Annotated in this window: 16 protein-coding genes; 12 read left to right on the forward strand and 4 right to left on the reverse strand. The window is 61.7% G+C overall.

The genetic code is table 11. The features are described 5' to 3' along the window. The first annotated feature begins 258 nt into the window (after positions 1-258). Genes AC245Y_RS35775 through AC245Y_RS35785 form a run of 3 tightly spaced genes read left to right on the forward strand, consistent with a single transcriptional unit; the run spans position 259 to position 3,331 of the window. Positions 259-1,572: a CmpA/NrtA family ABC transporter substrate-binding protein gene (locus tag AC245Y_RS35775; RefSeq protein WP_026157757.1), complete on the forward strand. Its 1,314-nt coding sequence runs from the start codon at positions 259-261 to the stop codon at positions 1,570-1,572. 56 nt (positions 1,573-1,628) lie between these two features. Further along, on the forward strand, positions 1,629-2,522 hold the full coding sequence (gene ntrB / locus AC245Y_RS35780) for a nitrate ABC transporter permease (protein ID WP_017997637.1): 894 nt from the start codon (positions 1,629-1,631) through the stop codon (positions 2,520-2,522). A gap of 11 nt (positions 2,523-2,533) precedes the next feature. Beyond that, complete coding sequence (locus tag AC245Y_RS35785) at positions 2,534-3,331, forward strand: ABC transporter ATP-binding protein (protein ID WP_012760704.1); 798 nt, start codon at positions 2,534-2,536, stop codon at positions 3,329-3,331. Positions 3,332-3,413: 82 nt separating this feature from the next. Here AC245Y_RS35785 and AC245Y_RS35790 read toward each other — a convergent pair whose 3' ends face one another. After that, positions 3,414-4,088, reverse strand: coding sequence for a GntR family transcriptional regulator (locus AC245Y_RS35790; protein WP_017997636.1), 675 nt, complete (start codon positions 4,086-4,088; stop codon positions 3,414-3,416). Between the two features lie 338 nt (positions 4,089-4,426). Between AC245Y_RS35790 and AC245Y_RS35795 the strand changes: the two genes are divergently transcribed. The 9 genes from AC245Y_RS35795 to AC245Y_RS35835 are packed head-to-tail and all read left to right on the forward strand — an operon-like array spanning position 4,427 to position 12,991. Further along, entirely contained in the window at positions 4,427-5,554 is a 1,128-nt protein-coding gene (locus AC245Y_RS35795; protein ID WP_017997635.1) for a BMP family ABC transporter substrate-binding protein, read from the forward strand. Between the two features lie 20 nt (positions 5,555-5,574). Continuing rightward, positions 5,575-6,702: an ABC transporter permease gene (locus tag AC245Y_RS35800; protein WP_017997634.1), complete on the forward strand. Its 1,128-nt coding sequence runs from the start codon at positions 5,575-5,577 to the stop codon at positions 6,700-6,702. Beyond that, a complete protein-coding gene (locus AC245Y_RS35805; RefSeq protein WP_017997633.1) occupies positions 6,702-7,628 on the forward strand; it encodes an ABC transporter permease in 927 nt (308 codons plus the stop codon). Before AC245Y_RS35800 ends, AC245Y_RS35805 begins: the two co-directional genes overlap by 1 nt. A gap of 12 nt (positions 7,629-7,640) precedes the next feature. Continuing rightward, positions 7,641-8,657: a formamidase gene (locus tag AC245Y_RS35810; protein ID WP_017997632.1), complete on the forward strand. Its 1,017-nt coding sequence runs from the start codon at positions 7,641-7,643 to the stop codon at positions 8,655-8,657. Positions 8,658-8,668: 11 nt separating this feature from the next. Beyond that, on the forward strand, positions 8,669-9,370 hold the full coding sequence (gene biuH, locus AC245Y_RS35815) for a biuret amidohydrolase (RefSeq protein ID WP_017997631.1): 702 nt from the start codon (positions 8,669-8,671) through the stop codon (positions 9,368-9,370). Further along, a complete protein-coding gene (atzD, locus tag AC245Y_RS35820) occupies positions 9,370-10,425 on the forward strand; it encodes a cyanuric acid amidohydrolase (protein ID WP_017997630.1) in 1,056 nt (351 codons plus the stop codon). Before biuH ends, atzD begins: the two co-directional genes overlap by 1 nt. A gap of 1 nt (position 10,426) precedes the next feature. Beyond that, complete coding sequence (locus tag AC245Y_RS35825) at positions 10,427-11,977, forward strand: ABC transporter ATP-binding protein (protein ID WP_017997629.1); 1,551 nt, start codon at positions 10,427-10,429, stop codon at positions 11,975-11,977. Continuing rightward, positions 11,977-12,645, forward strand: coding sequence for a cysteine hydrolase family protein (locus AC245Y_RS35830; protein ID WP_012760695.1), 669 nt, complete (start codon positions 11,977-11,979; stop codon positions 12,643-12,645). The genes AC245Y_RS35825 and AC245Y_RS35830 overlap by 1 nt, the downstream gene beginning before the upstream one ends. Continuing rightward, complete coding sequence (locus AC245Y_RS35835) at positions 12,638-12,991, forward strand: cupin domain-containing protein (protein WP_012760694.1); 354 nt, start codon at positions 12,638-12,640, stop codon at positions 12,989-12,991. Before AC245Y_RS35830 ends, AC245Y_RS35835 begins: the two co-directional genes overlap by 8 nt. A gap of 51 nt (positions 12,992-13,042) precedes the next feature. On the opposite strand, the gene AC245Y_RS35840 is transcribed toward AC245Y_RS35835, so the two are convergent. The 3 genes from AC245Y_RS35840 to AC245Y_RS35850 are packed head-to-tail and all read right to left on the reverse strand — an operon-like array spanning position 13,043 to position 15,137. Further along, positions 13,043-13,834 (reverse strand): amino acid ABC transporter ATP-binding protein, encoded by a 792-nt coding sequence (locus AC245Y_RS35840; protein WP_012760693.1) that lies wholly within the window; start codon positions 13,832-13,834, stop codon positions 13,043-13,045. Further along, positions 13,831-14,499, reverse strand: a complete 669-nt coding sequence (locus AC245Y_RS35845) for an amino acid ABC transporter permease (protein ID WP_012760692.1) — start codon at positions 14,497-14,499, stop codon at positions 13,831-13,833. Before AC245Y_RS35845 ends, AC245Y_RS35840 begins: the two co-directional genes overlap by 4 nt. Continuing rightward, positions 14,496-15,137, reverse strand: coding sequence for an amino acid ABC transporter permease (locus AC245Y_RS35850; RefSeq protein WP_003555545.1), 642 nt, complete (start codon positions 15,135-15,137; stop codon positions 14,496-14,498). The genes AC245Y_RS35845 and AC245Y_RS35850 overlap by 4 nt, the downstream gene beginning before the upstream one ends. Positions 15,138-15,218: the final 81 nt, after the last annotated feature.

Raw genomic sequence — 15,218 nt, forward strand, 5'->3', positions numbered from 1 at the left:
AAAGTATAGGCACTCGCGAATTCTTCGGGTTTCTCTTTTTACTTCAAGCTGTTACCAGCATCCTGCAGAACTGGCACGCCGATTGCAGGTTCAGATACGCATCGGTCAACGGCGACCGGTGCGGATAGGCGCGGCATAAGCGCCTACAATAGACACCGACGTCGCAAGGTTTTTGCTCCGGGATTCTCCCATCCCCTGGACGCAATTTCCGGCGGCGTTTTTTTGTGTCCAAATTCAGCCAGCAGAGGGAACCTGCGCATGACTAAGAATTTGCAGACTGGGATTTCGACAACCGGCATTACCCGCCGCAGCATGCTCAAGACGACTGCAGCGGCTGCCCTCATCGGCGCTGTCAAGACGGCCTTTCCATCCGGCGCCTTCGCAGCCGGAGCAGGCCCTGAGGTGAAGGGCGTCAAGCTCGGTTTTATCGCTCTCACCGATTCCGCGCCGCTGATCATCGCCAAGGAAAAGGGCTTTTTCGACAAGCATGGCCTTCCGGAAACGGATGTGGCCAAACAGGCCTCCTGGGGTGCGACCCGCGACAACCTCGTGCTGGGTGGCGCCGCAAACGGCATCGACGGTGCGCATATGCTGTCGCCGCTCCCCTATCTCATGCATACCGGCAAGGTGACGCAGAACAATAAGCCGGTGCCGATGGCAATCCTCGCCCGGCTCAACCTCGACAGCCAGGGCATTTCCGTCGCCAAGGAATATGCCGACACCGGCGTGCAGCTCGATTCCTCCATGCTGAAGGCGGCATTCGAGAAGAAGAAGGCGGAGGGCAAGGAGATCAAGGCCGCCATGACCTTCCCGGGCGGCACCCATGACCTCTGGATCCGCTACTGGCTCGCCGCCGGCGGCATTGATCCGAACAAGGACGTTTCGACCATCGTCGTGCCGCCGCCGCAGATGGTTGCCAACATGAAGGTCGGCAACATGGACGTCTTCTGTGTCGGCGAACCGTGGAATGAGCAGCTCGTCAACCAGGGCATCGGCTTTACCGCAGCCACCACCGGCGAGCTCTGGAAGGGTCATCCTGAGAAGGCGCTCGGACTGCGCGCCGAATGGATCGAAAAGAATCCCAATGCTGCCAAGGCCCTGCTGATGGCTGTCATGGAGGCGCAGCAGTGGTGCGAAAGCATGGACAACAAGGCGGAGATGGCTGACATTCTCGGCAAGCGCCAATGGTTCAACGTTCCGACCAAGGACGTGCTCGGCCGCCTCAAGGGCGACATCAATTATGGCAATGGCCGCGAGGTCAAGGCCACCGACCTCTATATGAAGTTCTGGAAAGACGGCGCCTCCTATCCGTTCAAGAGCCACGACACATGGTTCATGACGGAAAACATCCGTTGGGGAAATCTGCCGGCGAGCACCGACATCAAGGCGCTGGTCAACCAGGTGAACCGTGAAGACATCTGGCGCGAGGCCGCCAAGGATCTCGGCGTCGCGGCGGCCGATATCCCCGCATCGTCTTCTCGCGGCAAGGAGACTTTCTTCGACGGCAAGGTCTTCGACCCTGAAAATCCTTCGGCCTATCTCGACAGCCTTTCGATCAAGGCTGTCTCCTGACCCGCTCCGGCGCGCAACGGGCGCGCCGGCCTTTCATTCCCGTGAGGAGCGCGTTGATGTCCGCCCTGGCAAATAAAGAAATTCCCTCAACGTCTGCCTCCGCCAAGCTGGCGGCAAAGGTTCTGCCATTTTCCGGCAAGCATGGATCGCGGATCGATTTTCGTCGAGCGGCACTGACCGCACTTCGCAACGTCGTTCCGCCAGTCGTCGTGCTGGCACTCATCCTGCTCGTCTGGCAGGTGCTCTGCTCATCGGCGGATGCGTCTTTACCCTCGCCGCATCGGGTCTGGCTGGATAGTTATGACCTGATCGCCTATCCGTTTTTCAACTACGGCTCCCAGGATATCGGGCTCGGCTGGCGCGTGTTCATTTCGCTGCAGCGCGTTCTCTATGGCTTTGGGCTTGCCGCGGTTACGGGCGTCATCATCGGTGCGATCATCGGCCAGTCGATCTGGGCAATGCGTGGCCTCGATCCGATCTTCCAGGTGCTGCGTACGGTTCCGCCGCTCGCCTGGCTGCCGCTGTCGCTCGCAGCCTTCCAGGATTCCAATCCTTCGGCGATCTTCGTTATCTTCATCACTTCGATCTGGCCGGTGATTATCAACACCGCCGTTGGCGTCCGCAATATCCCGCAGGATTACCGCAATGTCGCCGAGGTGCTGCGGCTCAACCAGTTCGAGTTTTTCTGGAAGATCATGCTGCCTTCGGCAGCGCCTTACATCTTCACCGGCCTCAGGATCGGCGTCGGCCTTTCCTGGCTCGCCATCGTCGCGGCCGAAATGCTGACGGGTGGCGTCGGCATCGGCTTCTTCATCTGGGACGCATGGAACTCGTCGCGCCTTCCGGACATCATCGTCGCGCTCGCCTATATCGGCATCGTCGGCTTCGCCCTCGACAAGCTGGTGGCAGCACTCGGCAAACTCATCACCCGCGGCGCCATGGCCAACTGAGGAACGCTCCTATGAACGCCTATCTGAAGCTCGACCATATCGACAAACATTTCGATCGGGGCGGCGTACGCGCCGAGGTCCTGAAGGACATCAACCTGACGATTTCCGCGGGCGAATTCGTCTCGATCATCGGCCATTCGGGCTGCGGCAAATCCACCCTGCTCAACCTCATCGCCGGCCTGACTCCGGTATCGGCAGGCGCCGTGCTCCTTGAAAACCGTGAGGTCAACGGACCCGGCCCGGAGCGCGCCGTCGTCTTCCAGAACCACTCGCTGCTGCCCTGGCTGACGGTCTACGAGAACGTCAATCTCGCCGTCTCCAAACTCTTCAACCGAACGAAGACCAAGGCCGAACGGCATGACTGGGTCATGGCCAACCTCGACCTCGTGCAGATGGCGCATGCGAGGGATAAGCGGCCATCGGAAATTTCAGGCGGCATGAAACAACGCGTCGGCATTGCCCGCGCGCTTTCAATGGAGCCGAAGATCCTGCTGCTCGACGAGCCCTTCGGCGCGCTCGATGCGCTGACCCGCGCCCATCTTCAGGATGCGGTGATGGAGATCCACGCTCGCCTAGGCAACACCATGGTGATGATCACCCATGACGTCGATGAAGCGGTGCTGCTGTCCGATCGCATCGTGATGATGACCAACGGTCCGGCGGCCCGCATCGGCGAAGTGCTCGATGTGACCATGCCCCGCCCCCGCAATCGCATCGAACTCGCCTCCGACCGGACCTATCTCAAATGCCGTGAAGCCGTGCTGAAGTTCCTCTACGAACGCCACCGCTTCATCGAAGCGGCGGAGTAGAGACCGGGACATAACCTCGGCGTTTACCGGCCGTGGTTTTTTCGCCTTTGTAGCGGCGCCTGATTTCAGGCGTCGCGCCTCTTTACTCCCCGGGCGTTGCAAAGACCGCGCTGGCATCGCTGACAATTTCCACATGGGAATATGCCGCCTGCCCGGCGGCGGCGGCGTCCGCGCGCATGATCGCGGTGACGATCCGGCCGTGCTCCTCATAGGATTTTGCCAGGCGCCCGGGCAGACGGAACTGCGCCCGCCGAAAGGGCGCGAGGCGCGCCCGCGTCTGCGTGACCATCTCGAAGACATGATCATTGTGCGCGCCGCGATAAAGCCGGGTGTGAAAGTCGGTATTGTGAGCCGAATATTCTTCTTCCGCACCGGCATGCACGAGCCTCACCGATTCCCGATGCTCCAGCTCCAGCGCGCGCCGCTCATCGACCGTCATACGCTCGGCCGAGAGCCTGGCGCAGATCGCTTCGAGTTCGGCCATCGCTTCGAACATCGAATGCAGATAAGCCTCGGTGACATTGGTCACGACGGCACTGCGGTTCGGCTCGCGCGCAATCAATCCCATGGCGCCCAGCTCACGCAGAGCCTCGCGTACCGGCGTGCGCGAAACGTCAAAACGAACCGCGAGCGACACCTCGTCCAATTTCGCGCCGGGCAGGATTTCCCCCGTGACGATCATGTCGGCAATCGCTCGCACCATCTGTTCGACGGTGGTTCCGGTACGGATCACTTCTCTGCGCCTGGTCTGCTTCACGATACGAATCTGCTCACGTCAACATTCTGCATACAGATGAGGTTCGAGACTCGATAAGTCAAATCTAGTGGCGAAGATATTGTTAAATTTTCGCTTTCCGATGCACGAGCACCTCAGGCAATCCGAATTTATGCCAATCGCGCAGTAACAATGAACAAGAAATATCTATTGATTACTTTTTACGCAAAGATTCGATCAATCTGCATGCACTTTGCAATTCGCAGATCTTTCTGGGGCGGATAAACTATAAAAAACAATAGATTAATTTCTGGCACATGCATTGCATGCACTTTTCTGTACCCGTTCGCAACCGGCCCAGCGCCGCAAGGAGCATTCCGATGACCAAACTCCTTTCCATGAACCGCCGTAATTTCCTCCAGGCTTCCGCTGCCGGTGCGCTTGCCGGCGCCATGCCCGGCCTGATCGCCTCCTCCGCCGCAGCCCAAACAGCGCTGACCGTGGGCTTCATCTATGTCGGTCCTAAGGACGACTACGGCTACAACCAGGCGCATGCGGAAGGTGCAGCCGTGGTCAAGGCGCTATCGGGCGTGACGCTGGTCGAAGAAGAGAATGTGCCGGAAACCGTCGACGTCCAGAAGACGATGGAATCCATGATCAACCTGGATGGCGCGACCCTGCTCTTTCCGACCTCCTTCGGCTACTTCGACCCGCACATGCTGGCCGTGGCCGCCAAACATCCCGACATCCAGTTCCGCCACTGCGGCGGCCTCTGGCAGGAGGGCAAGAACCCGGCGAACACCGGCTCCTATTTCGGCTATATCTTCCAGGGCCAGTATCTGAACGGCATTGCCGCCGGCCATGCGACGAAGAGCAAGAAGATCGGCTTCGTCGCCGCCAAGCCGATCCCGCAGGTTCTGCAGAATATCAACGCCTTCCTGCTTGGAGCGCGCGCAGTCGATCCTGGTATCACCTGCCAGGTGATCTTCACCGGCGAATGGTCGCTCGCCGTCAAGGAGGCCGAAGCCACCAACGCCTTGGTCGACCAGGGCGTCGATGTCATCACCTGCCACGTCGACAGCCCCAAAGTGGTCGTCGAGACGGCTGCCGGCCGCGGCGCCCTCGTCTGCGGCTATCACGCCAACCAGAGCCCGCTTGCTCCCGAAAAATACCTGACCGGCGCCGAGTGGGCCTGGGGCAACGTCTACAGCGACTTCGTCAAGAAGGCGCAGGCCGGCGAAAAGCTCGGCAACTTCGTGCGCGGCGGCCTGAAGGACGGCTTCGTGAAGATGAGCGCGCTCGGTCCCGCCGTGTCGGCAGAGGGCCGCAAGGCCTTCGAAGCCACGCAGGCTGAGATGATGAAGGGCGGCTTCTCGGTCTTCAAGGGACCGTTGAAGGACAATAAGGGCGACACCGTCGTGGCTGCCGACAAGAGCTACGCCGAAGACGCGATCGAGCTCGAGAGCATGAATTATCTGGTCGAGGGCGTCGTCGGGTCCACGGCATAAACCGCGAAGGGAGAAGCGCCATGACCATCGAGGCCAATGATCCCGCAATAGCCATCACGGAAAAACCGGTGTCGCTGCGCCCCATCTTCGAATGGATCGCGCGGCGAGCCGAGCCTGTTGTCATCGGCCTCGCGGCCATCCTGATCGGTCTTGCGCTCTTCTCCCTCTTCATCCTGGCGGTCGGCAAGTCGCCGGCCACCCTCTTCCAACTGATGTATACCGGCGGTTTCGGCAGCTGGTTTTCGGTGCAGAACAGCTTAAGTCGTGCCGCACCCCTTCTCCTGACGGCACTCTGCGTCGCCCTGCCCGCCCGTCTCGGCCTCGTCATCATCGGCGGGGAAGGAGCGGTCGTGCTGGGCGGCGTTGGCGCCGCAGCCATGGCTCTGCCGCTCGCCGGCACCGCGCCTGTTTTCCTCACTCTCATTCTGATGGCAATCGCTGCCATGGTGGTCGGCGGCATCTGGATCGGCCTTGCCGGTTTCCTGCGGCACTATCGCGGCGTCAATGAAACCATTTCGTCGCTGCTGCTCTCCTATATCGCCATCGCCCTGATGAACCAGTTTGTCGAAGGGGTGCTGCGCGATCCTGCAAGCCTCAACAAGCCGTCGACCAGGCCGCTGCCGGCGGACTACATGCTCGGCAACATTCCCGGCATGGACGTGCATTGGGGCCTCGTCATCGGCATCCTCGCCTGCATGATCTCCTGGATCGTGATCGAGGCGACGAGCTATGGTTTTGCCGCCCGCATCGCCGGCGGCAACGTGCGCGCCGCGCAGATCCAGGGGCTGCCGGTGGGCAAGCTGATTGCCGGATTTACCGCGCTTGCCGGCAGCTTTGCCGGTCTGGCGGGCATGATCGAAGTGGCGGCGGTGCAGGGAAGTGCCAACGCCTCGCTTGCCGCCGGCTACGGTTATACCGGTATCCTCGTCGCCTTCCTCGCCAGGCACAATCCACTGGCGATCATTCCGGTCGCGATCCTGCTCGGTGGCATCGACGCCTCGGGCGGCCTCATCCAGCGGCGCATGGGCCTGCCGGATGCTACGGTTCTGGTGCTGCAGGGGACGCTCTTCATCGTCATTCTCTTCTGCGAGACCTTCTACGGCCGCTTCAAGATCTTCAATCCCGACCTCTGGAAAAGGAGCCTCTGATGGAAGAGACAGGCATCGGCATCTGGGGCGTGCCGCTGGCGATCTTCGCCGGCGCCATCCGCGTTTCCACGCCCTTCATCTTCGTCAGCCTCGGCGAGACGATCACGGAACGCTCCGGCCGCATCAATCTTGGCCTCGAAGGCACGCTCGTCTTCGGCGCCATGACGGCCTATGCGGTGGCCGTCATGACTGGCTCCCCGACCCTCGGCGTGCTGGCCGCAATGGTGGCGGGCGCGACCTTCGGCCTTATACACGGCTGGATCTGCAAATTCCCCAAGGTCAACGACATCGCCATCGGCATTGCCATGATGCAGTTCGGTCTCGGCATGGCGTTCTTCCTCGGCAAATCCTTCATCCAGCCGGTTGCCCCGAAACTGCCCTCGATCCCGCTCGGCGGCTGGTCGAGCACTCCGCAAGTCCAGGCGGCGCTCAATATCAACGTGCTGTTCTTCATCGGCGCGGCACTTGCCCTCTTCCTGTTCTGGGCCTTCAAGAATACCCGCATCGGCCTGATCCTGCGCGTCGTCGGCGACAGCACCGACGCGGCCCGGGCCATGGGCATCCATCCGGACCGGGTTCGCTTGCTGGCAACGGCAGTGGGCGGTTCGCTGGCGGCAATCGGCGGCGCCTATCTCTCGCTCTACTATCCGGGCTCCTGGAACGAAGGCATCTCGTCGGGTCAGGGCCTGATGGCGGTGGCTCTCGTCATCTTCGCTCGCTGGAATCCGATCGGCTGCTTTCTCGCTGCCCTGCTTTTCGGCGGTGCTGGCGCGCTCGGCCCGGCGCTGCAATCGGTCGGCGTCACGCAAGGCTACTACCTTTTTTACGCCGCGCCTTACGTGCTCACCCTCATCATCCTGATCGCCACCTCCTCGCCCACCCGTTCGCTCGCCGGTGCGCCGGGTGCGCTCTCGCTCACGAAATAACGGAGCCTTTCGATGAACGGACTTGGCGGTCTCAACAAATCCGAACACGGCGTCGGTATCGGCCTGGTGCAGCTCCAGCTGCCGGTGACCGTTACCAAAGCGGACTTGGCAAAACAGACGCAGGTGATCGTCGATCTGGTGGCCAAAGCGCGGCGCAACCAGCCGGGCATGGACCTCGTCGTCTTTCCCGAATACGCGCTGCATGGCCTTTCCATGGACATCAATCCGGAGATCATGTGCACGCTCGGCGGGCCGGAGGTCGCGGCCTTCAAGCAGGCCTGCAGGGACAACCGGATCTGGGGCTGCTTCTCGATCATGGAGCTGAACCCTGGCGCCATGCCCTACAACTCCGGCATCGTCATCGACGATCAGGGCGAGTTGAAGCTCTATTACCGCAAGATGCATCCCTGGATCCCCGTCGAGCCCTGGGAGCCCGGCGATCTTGGCGTCCCTGTCATCGAGGGCCCGCGGGGCGCGAAGCTCGCTCTGATCATCTGCCATGACGGCATGTTCCCGGAGATGGCGCGCGAATGCGCCTACAAGGGCGCCGAAATCATGATCCGCACAGCCGGCTACACGGCGCCGATCCGCGATGCCTGGCGCTTCACCAACCAGGCCAACGCCTTCTGCAACCTGATGATCACCGCGAATGTCTGCATGTGCGGCTCGGACGGAACGTTCGATTCCATGGGTGAAGGCATGATTTGCAATTTCGATGGCACGATCATCGCCCACGGAACCTCCGGCCGCGTCAACGAGATCATCACCGCGGAGGTGCGTCCCGATCTCGTTCGCGAGGCCCGGCTCGGCTGGGGCGTGGAGAATAATATCTACCAGTTCGGTCATCGCGGCTACGTCGCCGTCGCCGGCGGCGCGCAGGATGCGCCCTACACCTACATGCACGACCTTATCGCCGGCAAATACCGCCTGCCATGGGAAGACGAGATAAAGGTCAAGGACGGCACGTCCTGCGGATTTGACAAGCCGATGCGCCGTTACGGCGAACCCCTCAAACCTGCCGCGGAATAGGAGAGAGAATGATGGACGCGATGGTCGAAACCAACGGGCATTTTATCGACGCCGATCCGTATCCGTGGCCCTATAATGGCGCTCTGAGGCCTGATAACACCGCCCTCATCATCATCGACATGCAGACGGATTTCTGCGGCAAGGGCGGCTATGTCGACCATATGGGCTACGACCTGTCGCTGGTGCAGGCGCCGATCGAACCCATCAAACGCGTGCTTGCCGCCATGCGGGCCAAGGGCTACCACATCATCCACACCCGCGAGGGCCACCGCCCGGACCTCGCCGATCTGCCTGCCAACAAACGCTGGCGCTCGCAGCGGATCGGCGCCGGCATCGGTGATGCCGGCCCCTGCGGCCGAATCCTGACGCGTGGCGAACCGGGCTGGGACATCATCCCCGAACTCTACCCGATCGAAGGCGAGACGATCATCGACAAGCCCGGCAAGGGTTCGTTCTGCGCCACCGACCTCGAACTCATCCTCAACCAGAAGCGCATCGAGAACATTATCCTCACGGGGATCACCACCGATGTCTGCGTTTCGACGACGATGCGCGAGGCAAACGACCGCGGCTACGAATGCCTACTTCTGGAGGACTGCTCCGGTGCGACCGACTACGGAAACCACCTCGCCGCGATCAAGATGGTGAAGATGCAGGGCGGCGTCTTCGGCTCGGTCTCCAATTCCGCGGCTCTAGTCGAGGCGCTGCCCTGATGCCGTCATTGCGTGCCCATGTCTTTCGCGTGCCAGCCGACGGCCCCGATGACGTTGCCGGCGTCGAGGCGCTCTTTGCCAGCGGCCTTCAGGCGAACAACGTCGTCGCCGTTCTCGGCAAGACGGAAGGCAACGGCTGCGTCAATGATTTTACCCGCGGTTATGCCACCCGCAGCTTCGAGACATTGTTCAGTAGATATGGCGTCGACGGCGTCTCGATCATCATGTCCGGCGGCACCGAGGGGGCGCTCTCGCCGCATTGGACGGTTTTTGCGCGTGAAACCGTAGAAACCCCGGGCGAACGGGCGCTGGCCATTGGTGTGTCGCGTACCCCCGCGCTGCCCCCCGAACATCTCGGGCGCCGGGAACAGATCCTGCTCGTTGCCGAAGGCGTGAAGTCCGCGATGAGGGATGCCGGCATCGATGATCCCGCCGATGTCCATTTCGTGCAGATCAAGTGTCCGCTGCTCACCTCGCGCCGGATTGCCGAGGCCGAGGCAGCAGGCAGGACGGTCGCAACCCACGACACGCTGAAATCCATGGGCCTCTCGCGCGGCGCTTCGGCTCTCGGCGTCGCCGTGGCACTCGGCGAGATAGATGCGACATCGATCGGCGATGCCGACATCTGCACACGTTTCGATCTCTTTTCCCGCTGCGCCTCAACCTCGTCCGGGGGCGAACTCACCGATCACGAAATCATCGTCCTCGGCATGAGCGCAAAATGGTCCGGTCCGCTGTCGATCGACCGCGCGGTCATGCTGGATGCGATCGACGCGCATTCCGTCAGGAAAGCCCGCGAACGCCTGCCGGAAAACAGCCGGCTGGCGGCGGTTCTCGCCAAGGCCGAGCCGGACCCGTCCGGCAGGATCGACGGCAGGCGCCACACGATGCTCGATGACTCGGATATTGCAGGCACCCGCCATGCCCGTGCCTTCGTCGGCGGCGTTCTCGCCGGCATCTTCGGCATTACCGATCTCTATGTGTCCGGCGGCGCCGAACACCAGGGTCCGCCCGGCGGCGGTCCCGTCGCCATCATCGTCGAAAAGGAGCAATGAAGTGAGCACAGTCCGCCACACGCCCCTTCCGCAAGCCGGCAAGGCCGTCGGCATCGAGACGCTCGATATGACCATGCGTTTCGGCAGCTTCACCGCGCTCGACAACGTCTCGATCGCCGTTCCGGCCGGCTCTTTTCACGCGCTTCTCGGCGAAAACGGCGCCGGCAAGTCGACGCTCGTCAAATGCATCATGGGCTTCTATCACGCCACGTCAGGCTCGTTGTCGGTCGACGGCCGCGAGGTGGCGGTCGCCTCACCCAAGGATGCCGCGACCTATGGGCTCGGCATGGTCTACCAGCATTTCACACTGGTTCCCTCTCTGACCGGTGCGGAAAACCTGGTCATCAGCCGCACCGAAGTGCCCGCGGTGATCAACTGGCCCAGGGAGCGCAAGGATCTGGCGGCTTTCATGGAGCGCATGCCGTTCACGATCCCGCTCGACAGGCCGGTGAGCGAGCTTGCCGCCGGCGAAAAACAGAAGCTCGAAATCGTCAAGCAGCTCTATCTCGGCCGTTCCTTCCTCGTCCTCGACGAGCCGACCTCGGTGCTGACGCCGGCCGAAGCCGATGAGATGCTCGGCATCGTCCGCGGGATGACCGAGCGCGGCGAGCTCACCGTGCTGATGATCTCCCACAAGTTCCACGAGGTGACGAAGTTCGCTGATGCCGTCTCGATCCTGCGGCGCGGCAAGCTGGTCGGCACCGGCAAGGTCGGCGAGCTCTCCACCGCCGAGATGGCGGCGATGATGATCGGCGACGTCAAGCTCGCCGAGCTCGACAGCCGTCTGCCGGTGGCGGAAGCGGCCAAATCCGTGCTCACTGTGACCCAGGTGAAAGCTCCGGATCGCTCCGGCCTGAAGACGATCGAGATCGACGCGCTGACGGTCCGCTCCGGTGAGATCGTCGGCATCGCCGGCATATCCGGCAACGGCCAGAAGGAGCTGACGGAAATTCTGGCCGGCCAGCGCCCGACCGATAGCGGCCAGGTCATGGTCAATGGCGAGACTTACGGCGCCACCCGTGAGGAGACCCGCAAGAACAGGGTGCGTTTCATCCCCGAAGAGCCGTTGCAGAATGCCTGTGCGCCCAAGATGACCGTGAGCGAGAACCTTGCGTTCCGCACCTTCGATTTGAAGCTGGACGGCAAGGACGCGATCTGGCTGAACAAGGGCAGCATGAAGAAGCGTGCCTCGGCGCTGATCTCCGACTTCAAGGTCAAGACGGCCTCTTCCTCCTCGCCGATCGCAGCGCTCTCGGGCGGCAACGTGCAGCGGGCGGTGCTCGCCCGCGAACTGACCGGCGATGTCGATCTGCTGATAGTCTCCAACCCCTGTTTCGGCCTCGATTTCTCGGCCGTTGCCGAAATCCGCGCCCGGATCATGAAGGCCCGCAATTTGGGAGCCGCCGTGCTGCTGCTTTCGGAAGACCTCGACGAACTGCTCGAGATGTCCGACCGCATCATGGTCATTTCGGAAGGCAAGCTGGTTTACGAGACACCGGCGCGTTCGGCCGATATCGGCGTGATCGGCGCCCACATGGCGGGGCATCATTGATGATGGGGATCAAGGCAGAACCCTTCGCCTTTCCGGTGAAACACGATGAGCTCGCCCTCATCGTCATCGACATGCAGCGCGATTTCGCCGAGCCGGGCGGATTCGGCGCCAGCCTCGGCAACGATGTCAGCCGCATCACCAGGATCGTGCCCGATGTCAAACGCCTCATCCAGGGCTTCCGCAATGCCGGCCTGCCTGTGATCCATACGATGGAGTGCCACCGGCCTGATCTCTCCGACCTGCCACCGGCCAAACGCGACCGCGGCAATCCTGCGCTCAGGATCGGCGACGAAGGCCCGATGGGCCGCATCCTGATCTCGGGCGAACCCGGCACGGCAATTCTTCCGGAGCTCGCTCCGGTGAAGGGCGAAGTCGTCATCGAAAAACCCGGCAAGGGCGCCTTCTACGCGACCGACCTCGGCACCGTGTTGCAGCAGAAGGGCATACGTCAGCTCGTCTTTGCCGGTGTCACCACCGAAGTCTGCGTGCAGACGACGATGCGCGAAGCAAACGACCGCGGCTATGAATGCCTGCTCGCCGAGGAGGCCACGGAAAGCTATTTCCCCGAATTCAAAGCCGCCGCCATCGCCATGATCCGCGCCCAGGGCGCGATCGTCGGCTGGACCGCCCATATCGACGACATTCTGGAAAGCATCGCCCATGCCTGAAACGACCCGCGAACGCCTGACCTCAGGCGGCTGGAAGGAGTTGGAATTCGGCCCTTTCCGCGATGCTGTCACCATTCACTGGATCCGCCCCTTCGAGGGCGATCAGCCGGGCGTGGCGCTGCTGAAATATGAGCCCGGCGCTTCGGTTCCCCGCCATCGCCACGAGGGGCTCGAGACCATCCTGGTGCTCGATGGCGTTCAATCCGACGAGACGGGCGATTACATCAGCGGCAGTTATATCGTCAATGCACCGGGCAGCGAACATTCGGTCTGGAGCGAGACCGGCTGTGTCGTGCTCATCCAGTGGGACCGGCCCGTCAAAATATTCGAAGACGACACTGCCTGAACCCGACGCCGGCCTTGAAGGTCTGCCCGACGATCCGAAAGGACATGAACGTCACAGCAGCATCGAGGCGCCGCGATCGATATAGGTATCCAGAAATTGCTCGAGGCGGGGATTTCTCGGCCGTTTGAAGACGTCCTGCGGCGGGCCGGTGAACAGCACCTTGCCGTGATCGAGAAAGATGATCTGCTGGCCGACCGTCGCGGCAAATCCGATCTCGTGGGAGACGACGACCATCGTCATGCCCTCGGCGGCGAGATCGCGCATGACGTTGAGCACCTCGCCGGTCAGCTCGGGATCAAGTGACGAGGTCGGCTCGTCAAACAGCATGATCTTCGGGTTGAGGGCTAGCGCCCGGGCGATGGCGACGCGCTGCTGTTGCCCTCCCGAGAGCTGCGACGGATAGTGCCCTGCCCTGCCCTCGAGGCCGACCTTGACGAGCTGGGCCATTGCCCGCTCCTCAGCATCCTTGCGGCTCATCTTGTGAACGGACTTCAGCGCCTCGCTGACATTGCCGAGCGCGGTCATATGCGGCCAGAGATTGAACTGCTGAAAAACCATGCCGATCTGGGATCGGATCCGCCGGTTCGCCGCCGCCGGCACCCGCTCCCGGACGCCCTTGGCGTTTTCCGCAAAGCCAAGCACCTCGCCGTTGACGGCAATCGTACCCTTCGTCGATTCCTCGAGAAACGCCATGCAGCGCAGCAGCGTACTCTTGCCGGATCCGGATGGGCCGATGACGCAGGAAACCTGTCCCTGAACGATGTCGAGGTCGATGCCCTGCAGCACGGTGGAACCGCCAAAGGTCTTGACGAGATTTTTGACTGCGATCGCAGGAATGCTCATATGTTGAAAAACCTGAATCTTGAGAGTTTCGTTTCGGCGAGGTGACCGAGCCAGCCGGTGATTTCCACCAGCGCCCAATAAAAAAGGGCAAGCACGAAGAGCGCCTCGACGAAAGCATATTGCTGCGAACCGATCGCACTCAACGTCGCCGTCAACTCCGGCACGGTGATGATGGACAGCACGGCCGTCTCCTTCATCAGGATGATCGTCATGTTGACCGAAGGCGGCAACACCAGCATGGTCATCTCCGGCAGCAATATGCGTCGGACGATCTGCCCTTGTGTCAGGCCAACGCACAGGCCGGCCTCGATATGTCCCTTCGGGACGGCGGCAAAGCCCGAACGGAAAATCTCGCTGAAATAAGCCGCGCCGTAGATGGAAAGGCCGATGACGCCGGCCGGGATCGGATCGAGTGACAATCCGACGAAGGGGCCGCCGTAGTAGACGAGGAATATCTGAATCAAGAAGGGCGTGCCGCGCAGCACTGCGATGACAACGCCGAATGCCTTGTCCGGGACAACGCCGCCAAAACGCCTGGCAACGGCAACAAGGAAGCCGAGCGCGGCAGCGGCCGGCGTGGTGACGATCCAGATGACGATGGTGAGCCATGCGCCGCTGAGGATTTCCGGAAAATTGTTGAAAATCACATTGATGTCGAAGGTCATCGCGGCACTCCCGGCAGGGAGCGTTCGATCAGGCCGCCCGCAAGGGCGACGATCCAATTGATGATGAAATAGATTAGACCGGCGGAAGCGAAAATCTCAAGCGGCAGGAAGGTGCTGCCGGCAAGATCCTGGGCCATGCGCGTCAGCTCGATGACGCCGACGACCGAGACCAGCGAAGACGCTTTCAGGATAAGGATCGCTTCGTTGACGAGTGCTGGAAAGGTCAGGCGCAGGGCGATCGGGGCCTTGATACGACGGAAGATCTGAACGGGACTCATGCCAACCATTTCGGCAGATTCGACCAGGCCCATGGGAACGCTGGCAAAACCGCCGCGCAGATTTTCAGCCTGGTAGGCTGCCGTACACAGCGACAGACCAACGATGGCCGCAACGATGCTCGGCACGTTGATGTCGATCGCCGGCAGCAGGTTATAGATCAGCAACAGCTGCACCAGCAGCGGCACTCCGCGAAAAAAACTGATGAAAATCTTCGCCGGCAGCACCAAAAGCCGTTGCTGCGAAAGCAACATGGCGGAAATAACGATCGCGATCGCAAAGCCGATCAGGATAGAAACCACGCTGATCGTCACCGTGTAGATCGAGGCTTGCAGAAGCAGTTCGAAAAGCTTGATGGACATGGGCGATGTTTGCCTGGGCGCTGCGGCCGTGAACTCTGATGCCACGGCAGATTGCGCCCCGACCACTGGCGGGGCGCGTTC

Source organism: Rhizobium sp. SRDI943 (genome assembly GCF_057653695.1).

Coding starts and splice junctions, on each gene's coding strand:
- AC245Y_RS35775 (WP_026157757.1), top strand. CDS start 259: ATGACTAAGAATTTGCAGACTGGGATTTCGACAACCGGCATTACCCGC.
- ntrB (WP_017997637.1), top strand. CDS start 1,629: ATGTCCGCCCTGGCAAATAAAGAAATTCCCTCAACGTCTGCCTCCGCC.
- AC245Y_RS35785 (WP_012760704.1), top strand. CDS start 2,534: ATGAACGCCTATCTGAAGCTCGACCATATCGACAAACATTTCGATCGG.
- AC245Y_RS35795 (WP_017997635.1), top strand. CDS start 4,427: ATGACCAAACTCCTTTCCATGAACCGCCGTAATTTCCTCCAGGCTTCC.
- AC245Y_RS35800 (WP_017997634.1), top strand. CDS start 5,575: ATGACCATCGAGGCCAATGATCCCGCAATAGCCATCACGGAAAAACCG.
- AC245Y_RS35805 (WP_017997633.1), top strand. CDS start 6,702: ATGGAAGAGACAGGCATCGGCATCTGGGGCGTGCCGCTGGCGATCTTC.
- AC245Y_RS35810 (WP_017997632.1), top strand. CDS start 7,641: ATGAACGGACTTGGCGGTCTCAACAAATCCGAACACGGCGTCGGTATC.
- biuH (WP_017997631.1), top strand. CDS start 8,669: ATGGACGCGATGGTCGAAACCAACGGGCATTTTATCGACGCCGATCCG.
- atzD (WP_017997630.1), top strand. CDS start 9,370: ATGCCGTCATTGCGTGCCCATGTCTTTCGCGTGCCAGCCGACGGCCCC.
- AC245Y_RS35830 (WP_012760695.1), top strand. CDS start 11,977: ATGATGGGGATCAAGGCAGAACCCTTCGCCTTTCCGGTGAAACACGAT.
- AC245Y_RS35835 (WP_012760694.1), top strand. CDS start 12,638: ATGCCTGAAACGACCCGCGAACGCCTGACCTCAGGCGGCTGGAAGGAG.
- AC245Y_RS35840 (WP_012760693.1), bottom strand. CDS start 13,834: ATGAGCATTCCTGCGATCGCAGTCAAAAATCTCGTCAAGACCTTTGGC.
- AC245Y_RS35845 (WP_012760692.1), bottom strand. CDS start 14,499: ATGACCTTCGACATCAATGTGATTTTCAACAATTTTCCGGAAATCCTC.
- AC245Y_RS35850 (WP_003555545.1), bottom strand. CDS start 15,137: ATGTCCATCAAGCTTTTCGAACTGCTTCTGCAAGCCTCGATCTACACG.